At 67.1% G+C, this 16,526-nt stretch carries 19 protein-coding genes; 8 read left to right on the forward strand and 11 right to left on the reverse strand.

Translation table 11 applies throughout. The features are described 5' to 3' along the window. Positions 1-225, forward strand: a 225-nt coding sequence (locus F793_RS13295) for a transposase (RefSeq protein ID WP_026279207.1), incomplete at its 5' end; no start/stop codon positions are given. A gap of 20 nt (positions 226-245) precedes the next feature. Next, entirely contained in the window at positions 246-608 is a 363-nt protein-coding gene (locus tag F793_RS0100010; protein ID WP_018882005.1) for an RES domain-containing protein, read from the forward strand. 22 nt (positions 609-630) lie between these two features. Here F793_RS0100010 and F793_RS0100015 read toward each other — a convergent pair whose 3' ends face one another. The 8 genes from F793_RS0100015 to F793_RS0100050 form a co-directional block, all read right to left on the reverse strand. Beyond that, the gene (locus F793_RS0100015) at positions 631-1,104 is read right to left on the reverse strand and encodes a hydrogenase maturation protease (RefSeq protein ID WP_018878195.1); all 474 of its coding nucleotides are present in this window, start codon (positions 1,102-1,104) and stop codon (positions 631-633) included. Between the two features lie 204 nt (positions 1,105-1,308). Next, complete coding sequence (gene brnA, locus F793_RS0100020) at positions 1,309-1,518, reverse strand: type II toxin-antitoxin system BrnA family antitoxin (RefSeq protein WP_018878196.1); 210 nt, start codon at positions 1,516-1,518, stop codon at positions 1,309-1,311. Between the two features lie 25 nt (positions 1,519-1,543). Then, positions 1,544-1,816 carry a BrnT family toxin gene (locus F793_RS0100025; RefSeq protein ID WP_018878197.1) on the reverse strand — a complete coding sequence of 91 codons (273 nt, stop codon included), beginning with the start codon at positions 1,814-1,816 and terminating at the stop codon, positions 1,544-1,546. Between the two features lie 68 nt (positions 1,817-1,884). Beyond that, entirely contained in the window at positions 1,885-3,183 is a 1,299-nt protein-coding gene (locus F793_RS0100030) for a Ni/Fe hydrogenase subunit alpha (RefSeq protein WP_018882003.1), read from the reverse strand. Continuing rightward, positions 3,180-3,968 carry an oxidoreductase gene (locus F793_RS0100035; protein ID WP_018867909.1) on the reverse strand — a complete coding sequence of 263 codons (789 nt, stop codon included), beginning with the start codon at positions 3,966-3,968 and terminating at the stop codon, positions 3,180-3,182. The genes F793_RS0100030 and F793_RS0100035 overlap by 4 nt, the downstream gene beginning before the upstream one ends. Continuing rightward, positions 3,965-4,840, reverse strand: a complete 876-nt coding sequence (locus F793_RS0100040) for an FAD/NAD(P)-binding protein (RefSeq protein WP_018880919.1) — start codon at positions 4,838-4,840, stop codon at positions 3,965-3,967. Before F793_RS0100040 ends, F793_RS0100035 begins: the two co-directional genes overlap by 4 nt. After that, on the reverse strand, positions 4,830-5,303 hold the full coding sequence (locus F793_RS0100045; RefSeq protein ID WP_018867911.1) for a cyclic nucleotide-binding domain-containing protein: 474 nt from the start codon (positions 5,301-5,303) through the stop codon (positions 4,830-4,832). The genes F793_RS0100040 and F793_RS0100045 overlap by 11 nt, the downstream gene beginning before the upstream one ends. Next, positions 5,300-6,412, reverse strand: a complete 1,113-nt coding sequence (locus F793_RS0100050; RefSeq protein WP_018882002.1) for a sulfite reductase subunit A — start codon at positions 6,410-6,412, stop codon at positions 5,300-5,302. Before F793_RS0100050 ends, F793_RS0100045 begins: the two co-directional genes overlap by 4 nt. Positions 6,413-6,596: 184 nt before the next feature. On the opposite strand from F793_RS0100050, the gene F793_RS0100055 reads away from it, so the two are divergent. The 3 genes from F793_RS0100055 (at position 6,597) to F793_RS0100065 (ending at position 11,204) form a co-directional block, all read left to right on the forward strand. Then, positions 6,597-7,934 carry an acetyl-CoA carboxylase biotin carboxylase subunit family protein gene (locus F793_RS0100055; RefSeq protein ID WP_018879305.1) on the forward strand — a complete coding sequence of 446 codons (1,338 nt, stop codon included), beginning with the start codon at positions 6,597-6,599 and terminating at the stop codon, positions 7,932-7,934. A gap of 26 nt (positions 7,935-7,960) precedes the next feature. Further along, positions 7,961-9,958 (forward strand): CocE/NonD family hydrolase, encoded by a 1,998-nt coding sequence (locus F793_RS0100060; protein WP_018882001.1) that lies wholly within the window; start codon positions 7,961-7,963, stop codon positions 9,956-9,958. Between the two features lie 250 nt (positions 9,959-10,208). Then, positions 10,209-11,204: a 2-hydroxyacid dehydrogenase gene (locus F793_RS0100065; RefSeq protein ID WP_018879303.1), complete on the forward strand. Its 996-nt coding sequence runs from the start codon at positions 10,209-10,211 to the stop codon at positions 11,202-11,204. Positions 11,205-11,219: 15 nt separating this feature from the next. Here the strand turns inward: F793_RS0100065 and chrA are convergent, their stop codons facing one another. Next, positions 11,220-12,581, reverse strand: coding sequence for a chromate efflux transporter (chrA, locus tag F793_RS0100070; RefSeq protein WP_018882000.1), 1,362 nt, complete (start codon positions 12,579-12,581; stop codon positions 11,220-11,222). A 71-nt stretch (positions 12,582-12,652) separates the two neighbouring features. Beyond that, positions 12,653-13,666: a class 1 fructose-bisphosphatase gene (locus F793_RS0100075; protein WP_018877009.1), complete on the reverse strand. Its 1,014-nt coding sequence runs from the start codon at positions 13,664-13,666 to the stop codon at positions 12,653-12,655. A gap of 219 nt (positions 13,667-13,885) precedes the next feature. On the opposite strand from F793_RS0100075, the gene F793_RS0100080 reads away from it, so the two are divergent. Beyond that, positions 13,886-15,151, forward strand: a complete 1,266-nt coding sequence (locus tag F793_RS0100080; protein WP_018877010.1) for a 6-phosphofructokinase — start codon at positions 13,886-13,888, stop codon at positions 15,149-15,151. 18 nt (positions 15,152-15,169) lie between these two features. Here the strand turns inward: F793_RS0100080 and F793_RS0100085 are convergent, their stop codons facing one another. Continuing rightward, positions 15,170-15,400 (reverse strand): GDCCVxC domain-containing (seleno)protein, encoded by a 231-nt coding sequence (locus F793_RS0100085; protein WP_018878207.1) that lies wholly within the window; start codon positions 15,398-15,400, stop codon positions 15,170-15,172. 154 nt (positions 15,401-15,554) lie between these two features. Here F793_RS0100085 and F793_RS0100090 point away from each other — a divergent pair, with 154 nt between their 5' ends. Both F793_RS0100090 and F793_RS0100095 read left to right on the forward strand, forming a co-directional pair. After that, positions 15,555-15,992, forward strand: a complete 438-nt coding sequence (locus F793_RS0100090; RefSeq protein WP_018867922.1) for a hypothetical protein — start codon at positions 15,555-15,557, stop codon at positions 15,990-15,992. A 108-nt stretch (positions 15,993-16,100) separates the two neighbouring features. Beyond that, positions 16,101-16,523 (forward strand): PA2779 family protein, encoded by a 423-nt coding sequence (locus F793_RS0100095; protein ID WP_018867923.1) that lies wholly within the window; start codon positions 16,101-16,103, stop codon positions 16,521-16,523. Positions 16,524-16,526: the final 3 nt, after the last annotated feature.

Raw genomic sequence — 16,526 nt, forward strand, 5'->3', positions numbered from 1 at the left:
CACAAGCACATGAAGAGCACCAACATGCTCGAGCGGCTGAACGAGGAGATCCGGCGCCGGACCCGGGTGGTCCGGATCTTCCCCAACACCCACAGCTGTCTACGTCTGGTGCGGGCCCTGGCCGTCGAAATCCACGAAGGCTGGCTGGAGGACAACCGCTACCTGAACATGGATCTGCTCAAAGAGCACAAGAAGATCTTGCTCCGGCAGGCCGAGGCCGCCTGAGCCATACCGACCAACCGAACATGGCCCACTCACTTCTGCACAACTTGACGCACACAACCGCCTGGCTCACCCCGAGACACCTGGACCTCACCCGTCCGCCGCTAAACCGGGATCACGCCAAATGGACCCACCCGGACGACTACACCGCCACCCGGGCGCTCGCCGCAGAGGCACGACGAGCCGGTATCCAGGCCATCCGTTATGAATCCGTGCGCGATCCTCAGCGAGGCGCCAATCTGGCGCTCCTGGCCCCGGAAGTATTCACGCAGCCGGAACCTCTTACCCAGCAAACCTGGTATCTCTACCTGGGCGCCAGCGAAAGCAACTGCATCCGGGCCGGCCGGGCTGAGTCCTTTACCTTCCCGGCCTCATCCTCCGCCTGATCCGTCCCCCATAGGGTTCCGGTCAGCGAGAAGCGTCAGGCCGGGGCCTGGTGAATTCCTTCAGGATGTTCCGGCTCATCTGGAAAATGGCAGCTGAGATCTCGGGTGAGAGCCCGGCACCATTTTCGAGGCGGGCGGGCTCGATGCCGTGGACGATAAGAGTGCCCGGGAGATCGCCCAGGGAGCGGGCGAGTTCGACGGCTTCGGCGAGGCCGATACCGTGGGAGGAGTAGCGCGCGCCGCGCGGCAGGGGCTCGCGGGCGTCCAGGCGGTGGAGGGTGCCGGGGGCGGCGCCGGTGACGATGGCATCGACCAGGATCACCGGGTCGTGGCCCTGCCACAGCTCCATCAGTTCGGCGGGCTCGCCGTGGCTTTTCGCGGTGGCGAGGCCTGCCGTGCCTTCGAGTGCATCGACTACCGCGTGGCCGATGCCGTCGTCGCCGCGCCAGGGGTTGCCAATGCCGATCACCAACGGCCCTTTGCCGGTGATTGGCATGACGGGAGGCGTAGCCAACGCCTTTTGCGGGCGTTCCGGGGCTATGGAGGTGTTTCGTGCCGCCTGGACAATTTCTTCGCGGCGCTCGTCGCTCAGATCCGATCGCCACTCTTCGGTCTCGGAGGCCGGAAACAGCCGTTTTTCCTGAGGGTTCTGTCCGGATGGTCGTGCCACGGGGCGCTCCCAGTCGATACCTGGCGGTGACTAACGCGGCGCGCCCTCGCTTTTCCGGGCAGCAGTGGTCGTTTCCAGCCGCTCCGCCAGCCAGATCTTGATGATGGATTGACGGGTGACGCCCAATCGGCTGGCTTCTCGGTCCAGGGACTCGATCATCCAGTCCGGGAAATCCACGTTTACCCGCCGTTGTTTGCGCAGCGGGCGTTTGGCCCTTGACAGGTCCAGGGCATCGGTCATCTCTTCTCCGCTGTCAAAGCGCCCGTCAAATGTCTTCGCTTTCATACAGCGCAACCTCTTCTTTGCGCGACCTGCGTACGGAAATGATACGAACGCAGGCCTCTCGGTGAGTGACAACGGCGGTCCAGTGCCTTCTTTCAATGCGACCGATCACCAGAAAGCGGGGTTCGTCCTCCGTGCGGCCGGGGATCTCCAGCAGATCGGGGTCACGCCAGAGGGCCTGGGCGGTCACGAAGTCGATGCCGTGTTTCTCCAGATTCGATCGACTCTTCCGTTCGTCGAACTCGAATGACTTCATGGTGTAGAAATTATACCAGAATGGTGTTTTTTGCTCTCGTAGAGTCAAGCGTTCCTTCGCGCAGGGCCTTACTGGCGGTCGACGGTGAGGTCGAGGAAGTGGGTGGCGCAGGAGATGCAGGGGTCGTAGTTGCGGATGGCGACCTCGCAGTGGTGGCGCAGTTCGTCGTCCGGCAGGTGGAGGCGGGTCTGCACCAGTTCGCGCAGGTCGGCCTCGATGGTGGGCTGGTTGACCGAGGTGGGCGGGACGATCTTGGCGTCGGTGATGATGCCCGCGTCGTCGATGCGGTAGCGGTGGTAGCAGATGCCGCGCGGGGCCTCGGTGGCGCCGAAGCCGGTGCCGGCGCGCGGGGTGACCGGCAGCGCGGGTTCGGCCGGTGCGGCCCGGTAGCCGTCGACCAGGCGCAGGGCCTCCTCGAAGGCGAGCACGATCTCGATCATGCGCACCTGGATGCTGCGGAACGGGTTGCGACAGGCCGTGCCCAGCCCGGCGCGCTCGGCCAGCTCGGCGGCGCGCGGGGTAAGACGTTCGCGGTTCAGCGCGAAGCGCGCCAGCGGGCCCATGAACACCGGTTCGCCGCTGTCGGAACGGTGGCTGTGCAGGGCGTTGGAGTGGGCCACGTGCTCCTCGGTGAAGACGTCGTCGTAGTCGCGGATGGCGGCGTCCAGGCCGCTGCCGGAGCCGAGCCGGCCGTGGGTGATCGGGTATTCGTCCGGGTGCACCAGCGACACGAACTCGTAGTCGCGCTCCAGGTGCGGATAGTCGAGGGTGGCGAGGAATTCGGCGACCTCGCAGGACGCCTCCAGGCCCCAGGCCAGCTCCTCGCGCAGCCCGGCGACCTCGGCAGGCGTCGGCGTGCGGTAGAAGCCGCCGACCCGCAGGTTGACCGGGTGGATCTCGCGCCCGCCCAAAAGGCGCAGGATGGCGTTGCCGATCTTCTTGATGCGCAGGCCGTTGCGCACCATGTCGGGGTGGTCCTTCGCGGCGGTGACCGCGTCGGGATAGCCGAGGAAGTCCGGCAGGTGCAGCATGAACACGTGCAGGGCGTGGCTCTCGATCCATTCGCCGCAGTAGGCCAGCCGGCGCAGGTCCTGCAGCACGCCGTCCACGGTCACCCCGCAGACGTCCTCCATCGCCAGCGAGGCGCCCAGCTGGTAGGCGATCGGGCAGATGCCGCAGATGCGCGCGGTGATGTCCGGGGCCTCGCGGAAGTCGCGTCCGCGCAGGAAGCCCTCGAAGAAGCGCGGGGCCTCGAAGATCGACAGCTTCACCTCCTCCACGCGGTCGCCCTCGGTGCGCACGTACATCGCGCCCTCGCCCTCCACGCGCGCGAGGTAGTCGACTTCGATGGTGCGGGTCTCGCTCATGGTCCGTTTCCTGATTCTTCGCGCTCGCTCTCCTCGCGGAAGGCGTCGGCGCCGGCATTGAAGGTGCGGTAGAAGCGCACGCGGGTGGCGCGCTCCATGCCGAGGGCCTCCAGCTGCCCGGACAGACCGGGCGCGTTGGGCGTCTCCTTGGGGCCGAAGCAGCCGTAGCAGCCGCGGTGGCAGCCGGGGCACAGCGCGCCGCAGCCGGCGTGGGTGACCGGGCCGAGGCAGGGCGTGCCGTGGGCGACCATCACGCAGACCTGCCCCGCCCGCTTGCACTCCTCGCAGACGCTGGCGCTGGAGACCTGCGGGCGGCGGCCGTAGAGGAAGGCGCTGATGACCTCCAGCAGCTGGTACTTGTCGATCGGGCAGCCGCGCAGCTCGAAGTCCACCGGCACGTGCTGGCTGATCGCATCCGAGGTGGCCAGGGTCTCGATGTATTCCGGGTGGGCGTAGACCTGACGGGTGAACGCCTCGACATCGGCGAAGTTGCGCAGGGCCTGGATGCCGCCGGCGGTGGCGCAGGCGCCGATGGTGACCAGGAACTTCGACGCGCGGCGGATCTCGCGGATCTCTTCGGCCGCCTCCGGCGTGGTGATCGAGCCCTCCACCAGCGTCAGGTCCCAGGGCCCGTCGATGCGGGTGCGGGTGGCCTCGGGGAAGTGCGCGATCTGGATCCGGTCGGTCACCGCCAGCAGCTCGTCCTCGCAGTCCAGCAGCGAGAGCTGGCAGCCGTCGCAGGAGGCGAACTTGAATACGGCGAGGGTAGGTTGTTCCCGTCTCATAGTTCGCGTATCCGGAAGGCCGGTTCCATCACCGGGTAGGGGAACACGGGGCCGTCGCGGCAGACGAAATGCGCCCCGATCTGGCAGTGCCCGCAAAAGCCCACCGCGCAGCGCATGTTGCGCTCCATGGAGACGTAGATGTCTTCCGGCTTCAGGCCACGGCGCTCCAGCGAGGACGCGGTGAAGCGCATCATCACCTCCGGGCCGCAGGTCATCGCCAGTGTGTTGCGCCGGTCGAAGCCGCCACGATCGACCAGCTGGGTGACCACGCCGACATCGCCGCGCCAGGCGGCCGTGCCACGATCCACGGTGATGCGCAGATCGATGTCGTCGCGCGCGCCCCAGGCCTCCAGCTCGTCACGAAAGATAATGTCACCGGGCGAGCGGGCGCCGTAACAGATCACCACATGGCCAAAGTCGTCGCGCCGTTCCAGCGCCGCATGGATCACCGGACGCAGCGGGGCCAGACCGATGCCGCCGGCGACCAGCACCAGGTCGCGCCCGCGCGCCTGTTCCAGCGGCCAGGCCGTGCCGAACGGCCCGCGCAGGCCAACCACCGCACTGGCCTCCAGATCCTGCATCGCGCGGGTCACGCTGCCCACCGCGCGGGTGGTGTGCACGATGCCGCTGTCCTCGGTGATGGCGGAGACCGAGATCGGCACCTCGCCCACGCCGAACAGGTAGAGCATGTTGAACTGCCCGGGGGTCGGCAGCGGCCCCGGGTCGACTCCCGGTTCGGGGTACAGCGTCCAGCTGAACACCTCGTTGCTGGCGACATCCGGCCGCACCGAATGGATGCGCCAGGGCTGCGGCGCCATCGCCTGTTCCGGCAGGTCACTGTCGGCGCGGGGCTGCAGGGTCTCAGGTGCCATGCCCGGGCCCTCCGTGGCTGTAGATGTCCAGCGCCTGCAGCCGCGCGGCCTGCAGGCGCTGGACGATCAGCGCGGCGAAGTGCTTCATCAGGGTATAGCCAAGCGCCGGGTCGGCCTCCATGCGCTCGCGCAGCACGCCGGCGTCGAAGCGCAGGGTGTGCAAGTCGGTGGTCGCGCGGGCGTCGTAGCTCGCGCGGTACGGCGGCAGCAGCCAGGACCAGCCGAGGATGTCGCCGGGGCCCAGGGTCATAAAGGGTACATTGCCCTCGCGCAGGCGACCCTCCAGCGCCACTTGGCCCTCGCGGATCAGCCAGAAGGTCTCGGTGGGTTCGTGGTCGCGCATCAGGATGGCCCCGGCCGCGTAGCTGCGTTCGGCCGCGCAGGCCGCCAGCAGGCGCCGGTGCCGTTCGTCCATGTCTTCGAAGAACGGCTGTTCCTCAAGGATGGCCAGCAGCTCCTTCATCCCCGGCCCTCCGGGTCGCGGCGCACGGCGGTCACCTCCTCGGTGATGTCGATCCCCACCGGGCACCAGGTGATGCAGCGTCCGCAGCCGACACAGCCGGAGGTGTCGAACTGATCGTGCCAGGTGGCCAGTTTGTGGGTGATCCACTGGCGGTAGCGCGCGGCTACCGAGTCGCGGTGGGCGCCGCCGACCAGGTGCGAGTGTTCCTGGTTGAAGCAGGAGTCCCAGCGCCGCAGGCGCTCGGTGCGCAGACCTTCCAGATCGGGCACCTCCTCGACCTGGGAACAGAAACAGGTGGGGCAGACCAGGGTGCAGTTGGAGCAGGACAGGCAGCGCTCGGCGGTCTCCTCCCAGCGCGGGTGCTCGAAGGCCCGGTTCAGCACCTCGCGCGCGTCGCCGGGCATCTGCCGTCCCATCTTTTCCGGGGCCTCGGCCCACACCTGTTCGGCCGCGGCCTGCTCGGCGTCCGTGGCCGGGCGCGGCTCCAGCCGCTCGAACATCGCGCGCCCCGCCTCGCTCCCCGCCTCGATGACCAGGAAATGCTGCGTGGCATCGATCACCTCGGTCAGGGCCAGGTCGAAGCCCTCGCGGGCGCGCGGTCCGGTATCCATCGAGGCGCAGAAGCACGTGGCGCCGGGCTCGGCGCAGTGGGCCGCGACCATGAACACGTCCCGACGCCGCGCTGCATAGCCGCGGTCCTGCACCGTCTGGCCGAGGAACACCCGGTCCTGCACGCCGATCGCCGCCAGCTCGCAGGCACGCATGCCGATGAACGCACGCGGCGACGCGTCGGATTCGCCCGGCTCGGTGGTGAAGCTGCCGTCCGCCTGGCGGGTCAGGCGGAACAGGGTCTCCTGCGGGGGAAACAGGTATTTCTTCCAGGAGTGCGGCCCGACCACATAGCCGAACAGGGCCGCGTCGTCACGCTCGCGCAGGCGGTAGTGGCCGGGGGCGTGCTCGTCCCCCCAGCCCGCCGGCAGGTCATCCAGGCCTTGCACGCGGTCGTAGACGATCGCCCCGTCGCGCCGCGTCGGACCCACCACCTCGTAGCCATCACCGGCCAGCAGACGGATCAGCGTATCCACGGCTTTTGGCGAGATCACGTCCATCGGCGACTCCCGGTCAGTGGCTCCGAACGGCAGGCAAGCAGGCCCCGCCGACCCGGGTGCCACTCATATTGCGCCAGGTGCCGACCATGATCCAGCGCGTGACGGACTGGAAATAGCGCCGATACGTGCCACACTCCGGGAAAGACGTGATGCGATCTTGACGGCCGGTGGCCCGGAGGTGGCAGTGGCGATTTCGGGGGCGCCGGTGAAGCGCAACATCTTTGTGGTCGGTCTGGATGACTTTCATCTGGCCCAGCTCCGGACCCTGCCCGGGGCGGAGGACTATGCCTTCCACGCGCTCTTCACGCGCGCGGAGGTCAAGCCCTGTGCCCGGTTTCCGATCCAACGGATACTGACCGAGGGTCGCGAACGGTTGCAGCGGTTTCCCGGCACGGTGGATGCCGTGGTCGGATTCTGGGACTTCCCGGTGAGCACGATCCTGCCCATCCTGCGACAGGCCGCGGACCTGCCGGGGCCGACCCTTGAAAGCGTACTGAAGTGCGAACACAAGTACTGGAGCCGGCTGGAACAGGCCCGCGTGGTGCCCGAAAACATCCCGGCCTTCTGTGCGGTCAACCCGTTTTCCAGCGATCCCCTGCGCGAGGTCACGCTGGCCTTTCCGTTCTGGATCAAACCGGTGAAGTCGGTGCTCTCCTATCTCGGCTTTCGTATCGGCGATGCGGATGACTTCCGGCGTGCCATGCAGCGGATCCGCCGGGAGATCGATCGCTTTGGCGAACCCTTCAACCATGTCCTGGGGCACGCGACGTTGCCGCCGGAGGTGGCCGGAATCGACGGCAACCACTGCATCGTCGAGGCCCTGATATCGGAGGGGCGCCAGTGCACCCTGGAGGGGTATGCCTGGCAGGGCGAGGTCCGGATCTATGGTGCGGTCGACTCCCTGCGCGAGGGTGCGGCCGGCTCGTCGTTCTCGCGCTACCAGTATCCGTCGACCTTGCCGGATGGGGTGCAGGCGCGCATGGGCGAGATCGCGGACCGCGTGATCCGCCAGGTGGGCTATGACTGCGCCCCGTTCAACATGGAGTTCTACTGGGACGAGGCCACGGACCGGATCTGGCTGCTGGAGATCAATACCCGGATCTCCAAGTCCCACGCCCCGCTGTTCCGGATGGTCGATGGCTGCTACCACCACCAGGTGATGATCGACCTCGGACTGGGCCGCGAGCCCGCCATGCCGCATCGCCAGGGGGAATTCGCGTGTGCGGCCAAGTTCATGGTTCGGCGGCATCAGGACGCGCGGGTCGTGCGGGTTCCGACGGCATCCGAGATTGCGGCCGTCGAGGCCGAGTTCCCGGGACTGGTCATTCAGATCGAGGTCGAGGAGGGCATGCTGCTGTCGGAGCTGTGCTGGCAGGACAGCTATTCCTACGAGGTGGCGACACTGTTTCTGGGAGCTGCGAACCACACCGACCTGGAACGAACCTACGTGCGCGTCATGGAGCGACTGCCCATGGCATTCGAGCCCGTCACGCCCCGCCGTGAGGAGAACGTGCCGACGTGAAAACAGTCACCGACCTTTCCTGCCCCGTGGCAATCGAGGAATACATCCCGATCCCGCTGTCCGACGGTACGCACCTGGCCGCCCGACTGTGGCGCCCCGAGGGCGCCGAACAGCGGCCCGTCCCCGCAATCCTGGAATACATCCCGTATCGCCGGCGCGACTCGACCCGCCTGCGCGACGACGCGATCCACCACTACTTCGCCGGTCACGGCTACGCCTGTCTGCGGGTGGACCTGCGCGGATCGGGCGACTCCGAGGGGGTACTGGAGGACGAGTACCTGCAGCAGGAGCTCGACGACGGCGTGGAGGTCCTGCGCTGGATGGGCGAGCAGCCCTGGTGCAATGGCAGCGTCGGCATGATCGGCATCTCCTGGGGCGGCTTCAACGGCCTGCAGATCGCGGCATTGCAACCGCCGGAGCTGAAGGCGGTGGTCAGCGTCTGTTCCACCGATGACCGCTACGCCGACGATGTCCACCACATGGGTGGCTGCCTGCTGGGCGACAATCTGTCCTGGGCCTCGACCATGTTCGCCTACAACTCCCTGCCCCCCGATCCGGAGATCGTGGGCGAGCGCTGGCGCGAGATGTGGTTCCAGCGCCTGGAGGGCAGCGGGCTGTGGCTGGAGAAGTGGCTGCGCCACCAGCGCCGCGACGACTACTGGAAGCACGGTTCGATCTGCGAGGACTGGTCCGCCGTGCAGATCCCGGTGATGGCCGTCAGCGGCTGGGCCGATGGCTACTCCAACGCCGTGTTCCGCCTGCTGGCCAACCTCCAGGCACCCCGCCTGGGCCTGGTCGGCCCCTGGAGCCACAAATACCCGCATCAGGGCGTGCCCGGCCCGGCGATCGGCTTCCTGCAGGAGTGCCTGCGCTGGTGGGATCACTGGCTGAAGGGCGTCGACAACGGGATCATGGACGAGCCGATGCTGCGTGCCTGGATCCAGGACAGCGTCCCGCCGACCACTCGCTACGAGGAACGCCCGGGGCGCTGGGTGGGCGAACCCTGCTGGCCCTCGAAGAACGTCGAGATGGAGCCATTGACCCTGGCCTGGCCGGGGCGGCTGGAACACGCGTCGGCCGCGTCTCCGGAGCGCGAGATGACGCTGCAGTCACCGCTGAGCGTGGGACTTTTTGCCGGTAAGTGGTGCTCGTATGCAGCGACACCCGACCTGCCGCACGACCAGCGCGAAGAGGACGGGGGTGCCCTGGTATTCACCAGTGCCCCACTGGAGGAGTCGCTGGAGATCCTGGGTGCCGCAGTGCTGGAGTTGCAGCTACGGGTCGACCGGCCCGTCGCCATGGTGGCGGCGCGGCTGTCCGACGTGGCGGCCGACGACAAGGCCACCCGTGTTACCTACGGCCTGCTCAACCTGACCCACCGCGAAGGCGCGGAGAACCCGCAGCCGCTGGAGCCCGATAAAACCTACCGTGTCCGGATCAAGTTCAACGATGTGGCCCAGCAGTTCCCGGCGGGGCATCGCATTCGCTTGTCGCTGTCCACTTCGTATTTCCCGCTGGCATGGCCGGCGCCGCATCCGGTGCGGCTGCGGATCATGGCGGGCGCAAGCCGTCTGCTGCTGCCACGGCGGGGGCGACGGGAGGATCTCGACGCCCGCATCACCTTCCCGCCGCCCGAGGGTGGTCCACCCTCGACGTCCGTCCACCAGCTGACCCCCCAGCAGCACAACTGGCGCGTGATCCGCGACCTGGCCGAGGACGAATCGACCCTCGCGGTTACCAATGACGCGGGGACCGTCCAGCTGGATGACCTGAATCTGGAGATGCAGCGCAAGGCGCTGGAGTGGTACAGCTACCGCGGCGACGACTTCAACTCCGCGCGCGGGGAAACCCTCTGGGAACGTGGCTTCCGGCGCGGCGACTGGGAAGTGCGCACGGTGACCCGTACGGTCCTCACCTCGACCCCCAACGAGTTCCAGATCCACGCACAGCTGGATGCGTACGAGGGTGAACGCAGGGTATATGCCCGCAACTGGGATGTCCGGATCCCCCGCGACCTCGTCTGAACTAGCCAGCTTGAACCCCCGGAAAGAGCGCGGGGTCAGTGGAAAGCACCCTGCAGTGGCAGTAGGGGTGTAGGCGGCTTGTGTGGCGACCACATGCTGGAATCGCTACCGGAGCGTTTGCCACACGCAGTAGCGAACTCGCTACGTGTGGCTCGAAACCGAGTGTGGCCATCCCGACTCGCGAGCCAATCAGGGTGTAACCTTTCCCGGTTATGCTGGAGTTTGGCCCAACCACTGTCCGGGGGATGCGATGAAGGTCGCCGTCTTCAGTACCCAGCAGCATGATCGCGAGCACCTGATACCGGCGCTGGTGGCCGCCGAAATGGTGCCGGTGGTGTACGCCGAGCGCCTGACTGCGGAGACGGCGCACCTGGCCCGGGGTGCGGATGCGGTCTGCGTATTCACCAACGACGACCTGCACCGCCGGGTGATTGACGGGCTGGCGGATCAGGGCATCCACGTGATCGCGCTGCGCTGCTCCGGGTACGACAATCTGGATGTGGCGCGGGCCCGCGAGCGCGGCGTGCGCGTGGGGCGGGTTCCGGCCTACTCCCCGAACGCGATCGCGGAGCATGCCGTCGCCCTGTTGATGACGCTGAACCGCCGGGTGCACCGGGCCTGGGAGCGGACCCGACGCGGCGATTTCCGGCTCGACCATCTGACGGGCTTTGATCTCGTCGGGCGTACCGTGGGTGTGGTGGGCACCGGGCGGATCGGCCAGGCCTTCGCGCGGATCATGCTCGGCTTTGGCTGCCGGGTGCTCGCGCACGACCCGTACCCGAATGCGGAGCTGCAGGCCGCGGGGGTGGAGTATCAGGACCTGGACACGCTGCTGGCCGCGTCCTCGGTGGTGAGCCTGAGCTGCCCGATGACACCGGAGAACCGGCACATGATCAATGCCGACACCCTGGCGCGGATGCCGCGCGGGGCCTTTCTGATCAATACGGCGCGCGGGGCGCTGGTGGATACCGATGCCGCCGAGGTCGCACTGGACTCGGGTCAGCTGGGCGGATTCGCACTGGATGTCTACGAGGCCGAGGCGGGGCTGTTCTTCCACGACTGGTCGCTGGCCGGTCTGCCGGACCGGCGCCTCGCGCGGCTGATGCAGCGCGACGACGTGCTGGTCACCGGCCACCAGGCCTTCCTGACCCACGAGGCGCTGACCAACATCGCCGACACCACCGTCGCCAACCTGACCACCCTGCACCAGGACCCGGACGCGCAACCCGAAGGCCGCGTCGTCTGAGGCATCTCCCCGCGATCAGAACGCGAGCTGGAGGCCCGCCCCCAGCCCCGCACAAACGAGGATCAGCGGGATGATCCCGACGCGAAAGCGGGCCAGGGCGATGAAGGCGGCGATGCCCAGCAGGGCGGAGAACCATTCGAAGGCGCCGTCAAAGCCGTCGGGCCACAGCACGTGCCAGGTGAAGAAGACCGCGAGGTTCACGATCACCCCGACCACCGCGGCGGTGATGCCGGTCAGCGGCCCCGTGAAGTGCAGATCCCCGCGCGTGCGTTCGACCAGCGGCGCACCGACCAGGATGAACAGGAATGATGGCAGGAAGGTAAAGAAGGTTGCGACCAGCGCACCCAGCACGGCCGCCAGAAAGACCTGATCCGGACCCAGGAAGGCCTGGGTCCAGCCGCCAATGAAGCCCACGAACGTGACCACCATGATCAGCGGCCCTGGTGTGGCCTCCCCCAGTGCGATCCCGTCGATCATCTGCGCGGGACTCAGCCACCCATAGGTCTCCACCCCACCCTGGTAGACATAGGGCAGGACCGCGTAGGCCCCGCCGAAGGTCACGAGCGCCGTTTGGGTAAAGAATTGCCCCATGCGGGTCAGCGTGGCGTCCCAGCCGAACAGCGCGAGCAGGGCCCCGAACACGGCGGCCCACAGCCCCAGACCCACCACCAGAAAGCGAATCACCCGCGACCAGCGAAACTGCATCCAGGGGGCGGGTGGCGTGTCGTCATCCACCACCGCCGGGCCCCGCGACTCAACACTGCCGGCCCCGTGAGATTCGCCGTTCTGGAAGCGTTCTGGCCAGACGCGGCTGCCCAGCCAGCCGAGGATCCCCGCCGTGATGATGATGTACGGGAACGGGACGTTGAGGGCGAAGATGGCCAGGAAGGCCGCGATGGCCATTAGCCACAGCAGGCCGTTATTGAGCACCCGTCCGCCGATACGCCAGCCGGCGTAGACAATGATCGCGACCACGGCCGGCTTGATGCCGTAGAACACCGCCTCCACCGCCGGCACATCGCCAAAGGCCAGGTAGACCCATGAAAGCCCGGCGATCAGGAATAGCGAAGGCAGGATGAACAGCAGTCCGGCCATCAAGCCGCCCAAGGTCCCGTGCAACAGCCAGCCGAGATAGGTCGCCAGCTGCTGTGCCTCGGGACCCGGCAGGACCATGGCGTAGTTCAGCGCGTGCAGAAAACGCTTCTCCGAGACCCAGCGCCGCCGCTCGACCAGATCCTCGTGCATCATCCCGATCTGCCCGGCGGCGCCACCGAACGAAATGAAACCGAGTTTCAGCCAGTAGCGAAAGGCCTCGCCCCGGCCCGGTGCAGGCGGCGGTCCGGGCTGGACGTCTTGCCGGCTACGATAGTCGGTCATGGTCGATTGCCTTCATCAAAAAGGCCCGGCGCCTTGCGGGGCCGGGCCTCGGACTGTAAAGGGCGTAGGGATCAGCCCTCGTTGTGGTAACTGGTGATGCGCTCCACTTCGTTCTTCGCGCCCAGGACCACCGGTACGCGCTGGTGGATGCCCTCGGGGCTGATGTCCATGATGCGCTCGCGGCCGGTGGTGGCGGCGCCGCCGGCCTGCTCGATGATGAAGCTCATCGGATTGGCCTCGTACATCAGGCGCAGCTTGCCGGCCGTGCCCTTGGCTTGCATCTTCGTGTCCATCGGGTACAGGAACACCCCGCCACGCGACAGGATGCGATGCACCTCGGCCACCATGGAGGCCACCCAGCGCATGTTGAAGTCCTTGCCGCGGGCGCCTTCCTTGCCGGCCAGGCATTCGTCGATGTAGCGCTTGACCGGGGCCTCCCAGAAGCGGCTGTTGGACATGTTGATCGCGAACTCCTGGGTGTCTTCCGGGATCTGCACGCTGTCCTTGGTCAGCAGGAATTCGCCGAAGTCCTTGTCCAGGGTGAACATCTTCACGCCCTGGCCGGTGGTCATCACCATCATGGTGGACGGGCCGTACAGGCAGTAGCCGGCGGCGACCTGCTTGGTGCCCGGCTGCAGGAAGTCTTCGGTCTTGGGATCGGTGACGCCCTCCGGGGCCTTCAGGATGGAGAAGATCGTGCCGACCGAAACGTTCACATCGATGTTCGAGGAACCGTCCAGCGGATCGAACAGCACCAGGTAGTGGCCGCGCGGCTCGTTGGCCGGCATCTCGCAGATCTCGTCCATCTCCTCGGAGGCCAGGCCGGCGGCGTGGCCGTTGTGGCTCAGGCTCTCGATGAACACCTCGTTGGTGATGATGTCGAGCTTCTTCTGCGTCTCGCCCTGCACGTTCTCGGAGCCGGCGGAGCCGAGCACGCCGACCAGATCACCCTTGTCAACGAGGTCGGAGATCTTCTTGCACGCCACGGAGATGTCGTTCAGCAGACCGGTGAATTCGCCGGTCGCGCCCTGGATGCCGCGCTGGGTTTCGATAATGCAGTTGGTCAGAGTGGTACCGATATGCATGATGCAATCCTGATGCTGTTGTGAATCGGGCGACACGGCGCGAAATGGGGCACAGCAGCCCCGTCGCGGGGCGAACGGCCCCGGCGCGCCGGGTGTCAAAGGCGGCATAGTGTAGCAAAAGCACCCGGAGGGGCCGATCCACGGTACTGATCGTGGCGTGATCGGCCTGGCACTGTGTTTGCTCGGCCTTCGGGAACCAACAGGAAATGGAGGATTCGCATGCCGCAGAACGCGCTGTACGCCCAGTCGGGCGGAGTCACTGCCGTCATCAACGCCAGCGCCTGGGGGGTGATCGAGGCGGTGCGCGCCCACCCGGCCCATTTCGGCAAGATCTATGCGGCGCGCGACGGCATCCTGGGTGTGCTGCGCGAAGAGATCATCGACCTCGACCAGGAGGACCCGCTGACCCTCGCCGCCCTGCGCCATACGCCGGGCGGTGCGTTCGGTTCCTGCCGCTTCGATCTGGGTGACCCCGACAAGGACCCGCAACAATACGAGCGCCTGGTCGAGGTCTTCCGCGCCCATGACATCGGCACCTTCTTCTACAACGGCGGTGGCGGCTCCATGGATACCGCCTTGAAGATCGCAAAGATGGGCGAGCGCATGGGCTTTCCGATCAAGGCGATTGGGGTGCCGAAGACGATCGACAACGACCTTGCCGTGACCGACTCCAGCCCGGGGTTCGGCTCGGCCGCCAAGTTCATCGCCACGGCAGTGCGCGAGGCCAGCCTGGACGTCGAGTCCATGCACACCAGTTCCACCAAGGTGTTCGTGATGGAGGTGATGGGTCGGCATGCCGGCTGGCTGGCGGCCGCCGCGGCGCTGGCGCAGGAGTTCGACGGTCAGCCGCCGATGCTGATCCTGTTCGCCGAGGTCCCGTTCGACCAGGACGACTTCCTCGACCACCTGAACCGGACCATCGAGCGCCACGGCTACTGCGTGGTGGTCGTCTCCGAGGGCATCAAGAACCCGGACGGGGAGTTGTTCTCGGTCGCGCAGAGTCACGACGTGTACGCCTATACCCAGCTCGGCGGTGCCGCCCCGCGCCTGGCCGAACTGATCCGCGAAAAGACCGGCCACAAGCTGCACTGGGCCGTGGTGGACTATATCCAGCGCGCCTCGCGCCATATCGCATCGAAGGTGGACGTGGAGCAGGCCTATGCCTGCGGTCGCGCGGCGGTGGAGGGGGTGGTGGCCGGCGAGGACGCCTTCATGCCGATCATTCGCCGGGACTCCAACCAGCCGTACCGCTGGAGCATCGGCTTTACCCCGCTGGAGACCGTCGCGGACATCGAGCAGGGCATGCCGCGCAACTACATCACCCCGGATGGCTACGGCATCACCCAGGCCGCGCGCGACTACCTGCGCCCGCTGATACAGGGCGAGGATGCCCCGCCATTCGAACGGGGCCTGCCCTGCTACCCGCGCATCCGCGGCGAGCTGTTGCCAAAACGCTGCCCGCCATTCGACGTGAAGACCGAGTAGATACGCGGACTACGGACCCTAAGGCCTCCCGGGGGTACAGCAAGCACCGGGGCCCTCCTGCTGGATCGGCGGACAGGGCACGGACCCGTAGGAACAGAAGACGCAGCAATCCCCCGGCAACGGCCTCAGCAGGGCACCGCAGCCGGTGCACTCATAGAACCACTGGCAGGCATCGGTGGGCATCGTCTCGGTCTTCTGATGGCCGCACTCCGGGCAGGTCAGGGTCGAGTCGGGGATGATCTCGTTCATATGCGTTTCAGGTCGGTTTGCGAGGATGGGATGCAAGATCCAGGCGGGCAGGCGAAAAACCCCGCCGGACAACCGGGATCGGCACAAAACGGGCGGTTCCGGAGTCTACAGCACTGCAAGCCCGCGCAAGACGGGCGCCAACACCGGATACCGGATGGAGGAAACGATGTACACGCGAATCCTGAACCGCACGTTTGCCCTGTCGGCCGCCAGCGTCCTGGCCGCCGCATTCCTGGCGCCAGGCCAGGTCGCCGCGCAGGGCGCCTATTTCGCGCCGGCCGATGGCTCGCCGGACGAGGTCACCTTCGAGTACCGCATGCGCGAATACGGCTGTGCCAACGTGCGCGGCCAATGGCGGGCGACCAACAACACCGACGACTGGCTGGAGGTGCGCGTCACCAAGACCGCCTACAACTGCCCCGGCGAGTTGGAGGACGATGTCCGCACGACCACCCGCCTGTGGCGCACCCTCGGTCCGGGCGAGACCCAGGAACGCACGCGTGACAACTCGGTGTGCGGTGGGGCCTGGGCGCGCGGGGTCGAGGTCCTGGAGTACGAGATCAACGTGGTTGACGCCCCCGACGAAAGCTGAGGCCTGTGATTCCGGCCGCGATTTTTCTTCGCGGCCGGTTCCCTTGCGCCGTGGGCGCGCTACACTCGTAAGCGTTATGCACCCCGTCCCCATTCGAGGAGTCTGTCCATGCGCGTCCCTTCGTTTCGCCAAGTCCTGTCCGCCCCTGCGGCCTTCCTGGTCGCGCTGACGCTGACCCTGCTGCCCGCCACCCCGGCCTTCGCCGGCGTGGGCATGCTCGACACCGGCAGCATGATCCAGCAGGCCAGCGCGGATGACACCCGCGCCCAGTTGCTGGAACAGCTCAATGACGCCGAGGTCCGTGCCCAGTTGATCGAGATGGGGGTCGACCCCGAACGGGCCGAGCAGCGCGTGGCGCGTCTGACCGACGAGGAACTCGCCCGCCTGGAGGCGCACATGGAGACCGACCCGGCCGGCGCCGCCAGCGCCCTCGGTGTGGTCGCCATCGTGTTCGTGGTGTTCGTGATCCTCGATGCGGTCGGCGTGACCGACATCTTCTCGTTCGTGGGTCCGGCGCGCGCCAACCGCTGACGC

This window comes from Thioalkalivibrio sp. ALE22, from assembly GCF_000381445.1.
Lineage (GTDB): Bacteria > Pseudomonadota > Gammaproteobacteria > Ectothiorhodospirales > Ectothiorhodospiraceae > Thioalkalivibrio.

Excerpts from the sequence above, each read along its gene's own strand:
- F793_RS0100095 (WP_018867923.1), top strand. The coding sequence starts at position 16,101 with ATGCGCGTCCCTTCGTTTCGCCAAGTCCTGTCCGCCCCTGCGGCCTTC.
- F793_RS0100085 (WP_018878207.1), bottom strand. The coding sequence starts at position 15,400 with ATGAACGAGATCATCCCCGACTCGACCCTGACCTGCCCGGAGTGCGGC.
- F793_RS0100030 (WP_018882003.1), bottom strand. The coding sequence starts at position 3,183 with ATGAGCGAGACCCGCACCATCGAAGTCGACTACCTCGCGCGCGTGGAG.
- F793_RS0100065 (WP_018879303.1), top strand. The coding sequence starts at position 10,209 with ATGAAGGTCGCCGTCTTCAGTACCCAGCAGCATGATCGCGAGCACCTG.
- F793_RS0100035 (WP_018867909.1), bottom strand. The coding sequence starts at position 3,968 with ATGAGACGGGAACAACCTACCCTCGCCGTATTCAAGTTCGCCTCCTGC.
- F793_RS0100080 (WP_018877010.1), top strand. The coding sequence starts at position 13,886 with ATGCCGCAGAACGCGCTGTACGCCCAGTCGGGCGGAGTCACTGCCGTC.
- F793_RS0100025 (WP_018878197.1), bottom strand. The coding sequence starts at position 1,816 with ATGAAGTCATTCGAGTTCGACGAACGGAAGAGTCGATCGAATCTGGAG.
- F793_RS0100015 (WP_018878195.1), bottom strand. The coding sequence starts at position 1,104 with ATGCCAATCACCGGCAAAGGGCCGTTGGTGATCGGCATTGGCAACCCC.
- F793_RS0100045 (WP_018867911.1), bottom strand. The coding sequence starts at position 5,303 with ATGAAGGAGCTGCTGGCCATCCTTGAGGAACAGCCGTTCTTCGAAGAC.
- F793_RS0100090 (WP_018867922.1), top strand. The coding sequence starts at position 15,555 with ATGGAGGAAACGATGTACACGCGAATCCTGAACCGCACGTTTGCCCTG.
- F793_RS0100075 (WP_018877009.1), bottom strand. The coding sequence starts at position 13,666 with ATGCATATCGGTACCACTCTGACCAACTGCATTATCGAAACCCAGCGC.
- chrA (WP_018882000.1), bottom strand. The coding sequence starts at position 12,581 with ATGACCGACTATCGTAGCCGGCAAGACGTCCAGCCCGGACCGCCGCCT.
- F793_RS0100010 (WP_018882005.1), top strand. The coding sequence starts at position 246 with ATGGCCCACTCACTTCTGCACAACTTGACGCACACAACCGCCTGGCTC.
- F793_RS0100040 (WP_018880919.1), bottom strand. The coding sequence starts at position 4,840 with ATGGCACCTGAGACCCTGCAGCCCCGCGCCGACAGTGACCTGCCGGAA.
- brnA (WP_018878196.1), bottom strand. The coding sequence starts at position 1,518 with ATGACCGATGCCCTGGACCTGTCAAGGGCCAAACGCCCGCTGCGCAAA.
- F793_RS0100050 (WP_018882002.1), bottom strand. The coding sequence starts at position 6,412 with ATGGACGTGATCTCGCCAAAAGCCGTGGATACGCTGATCCGTCTGCTG.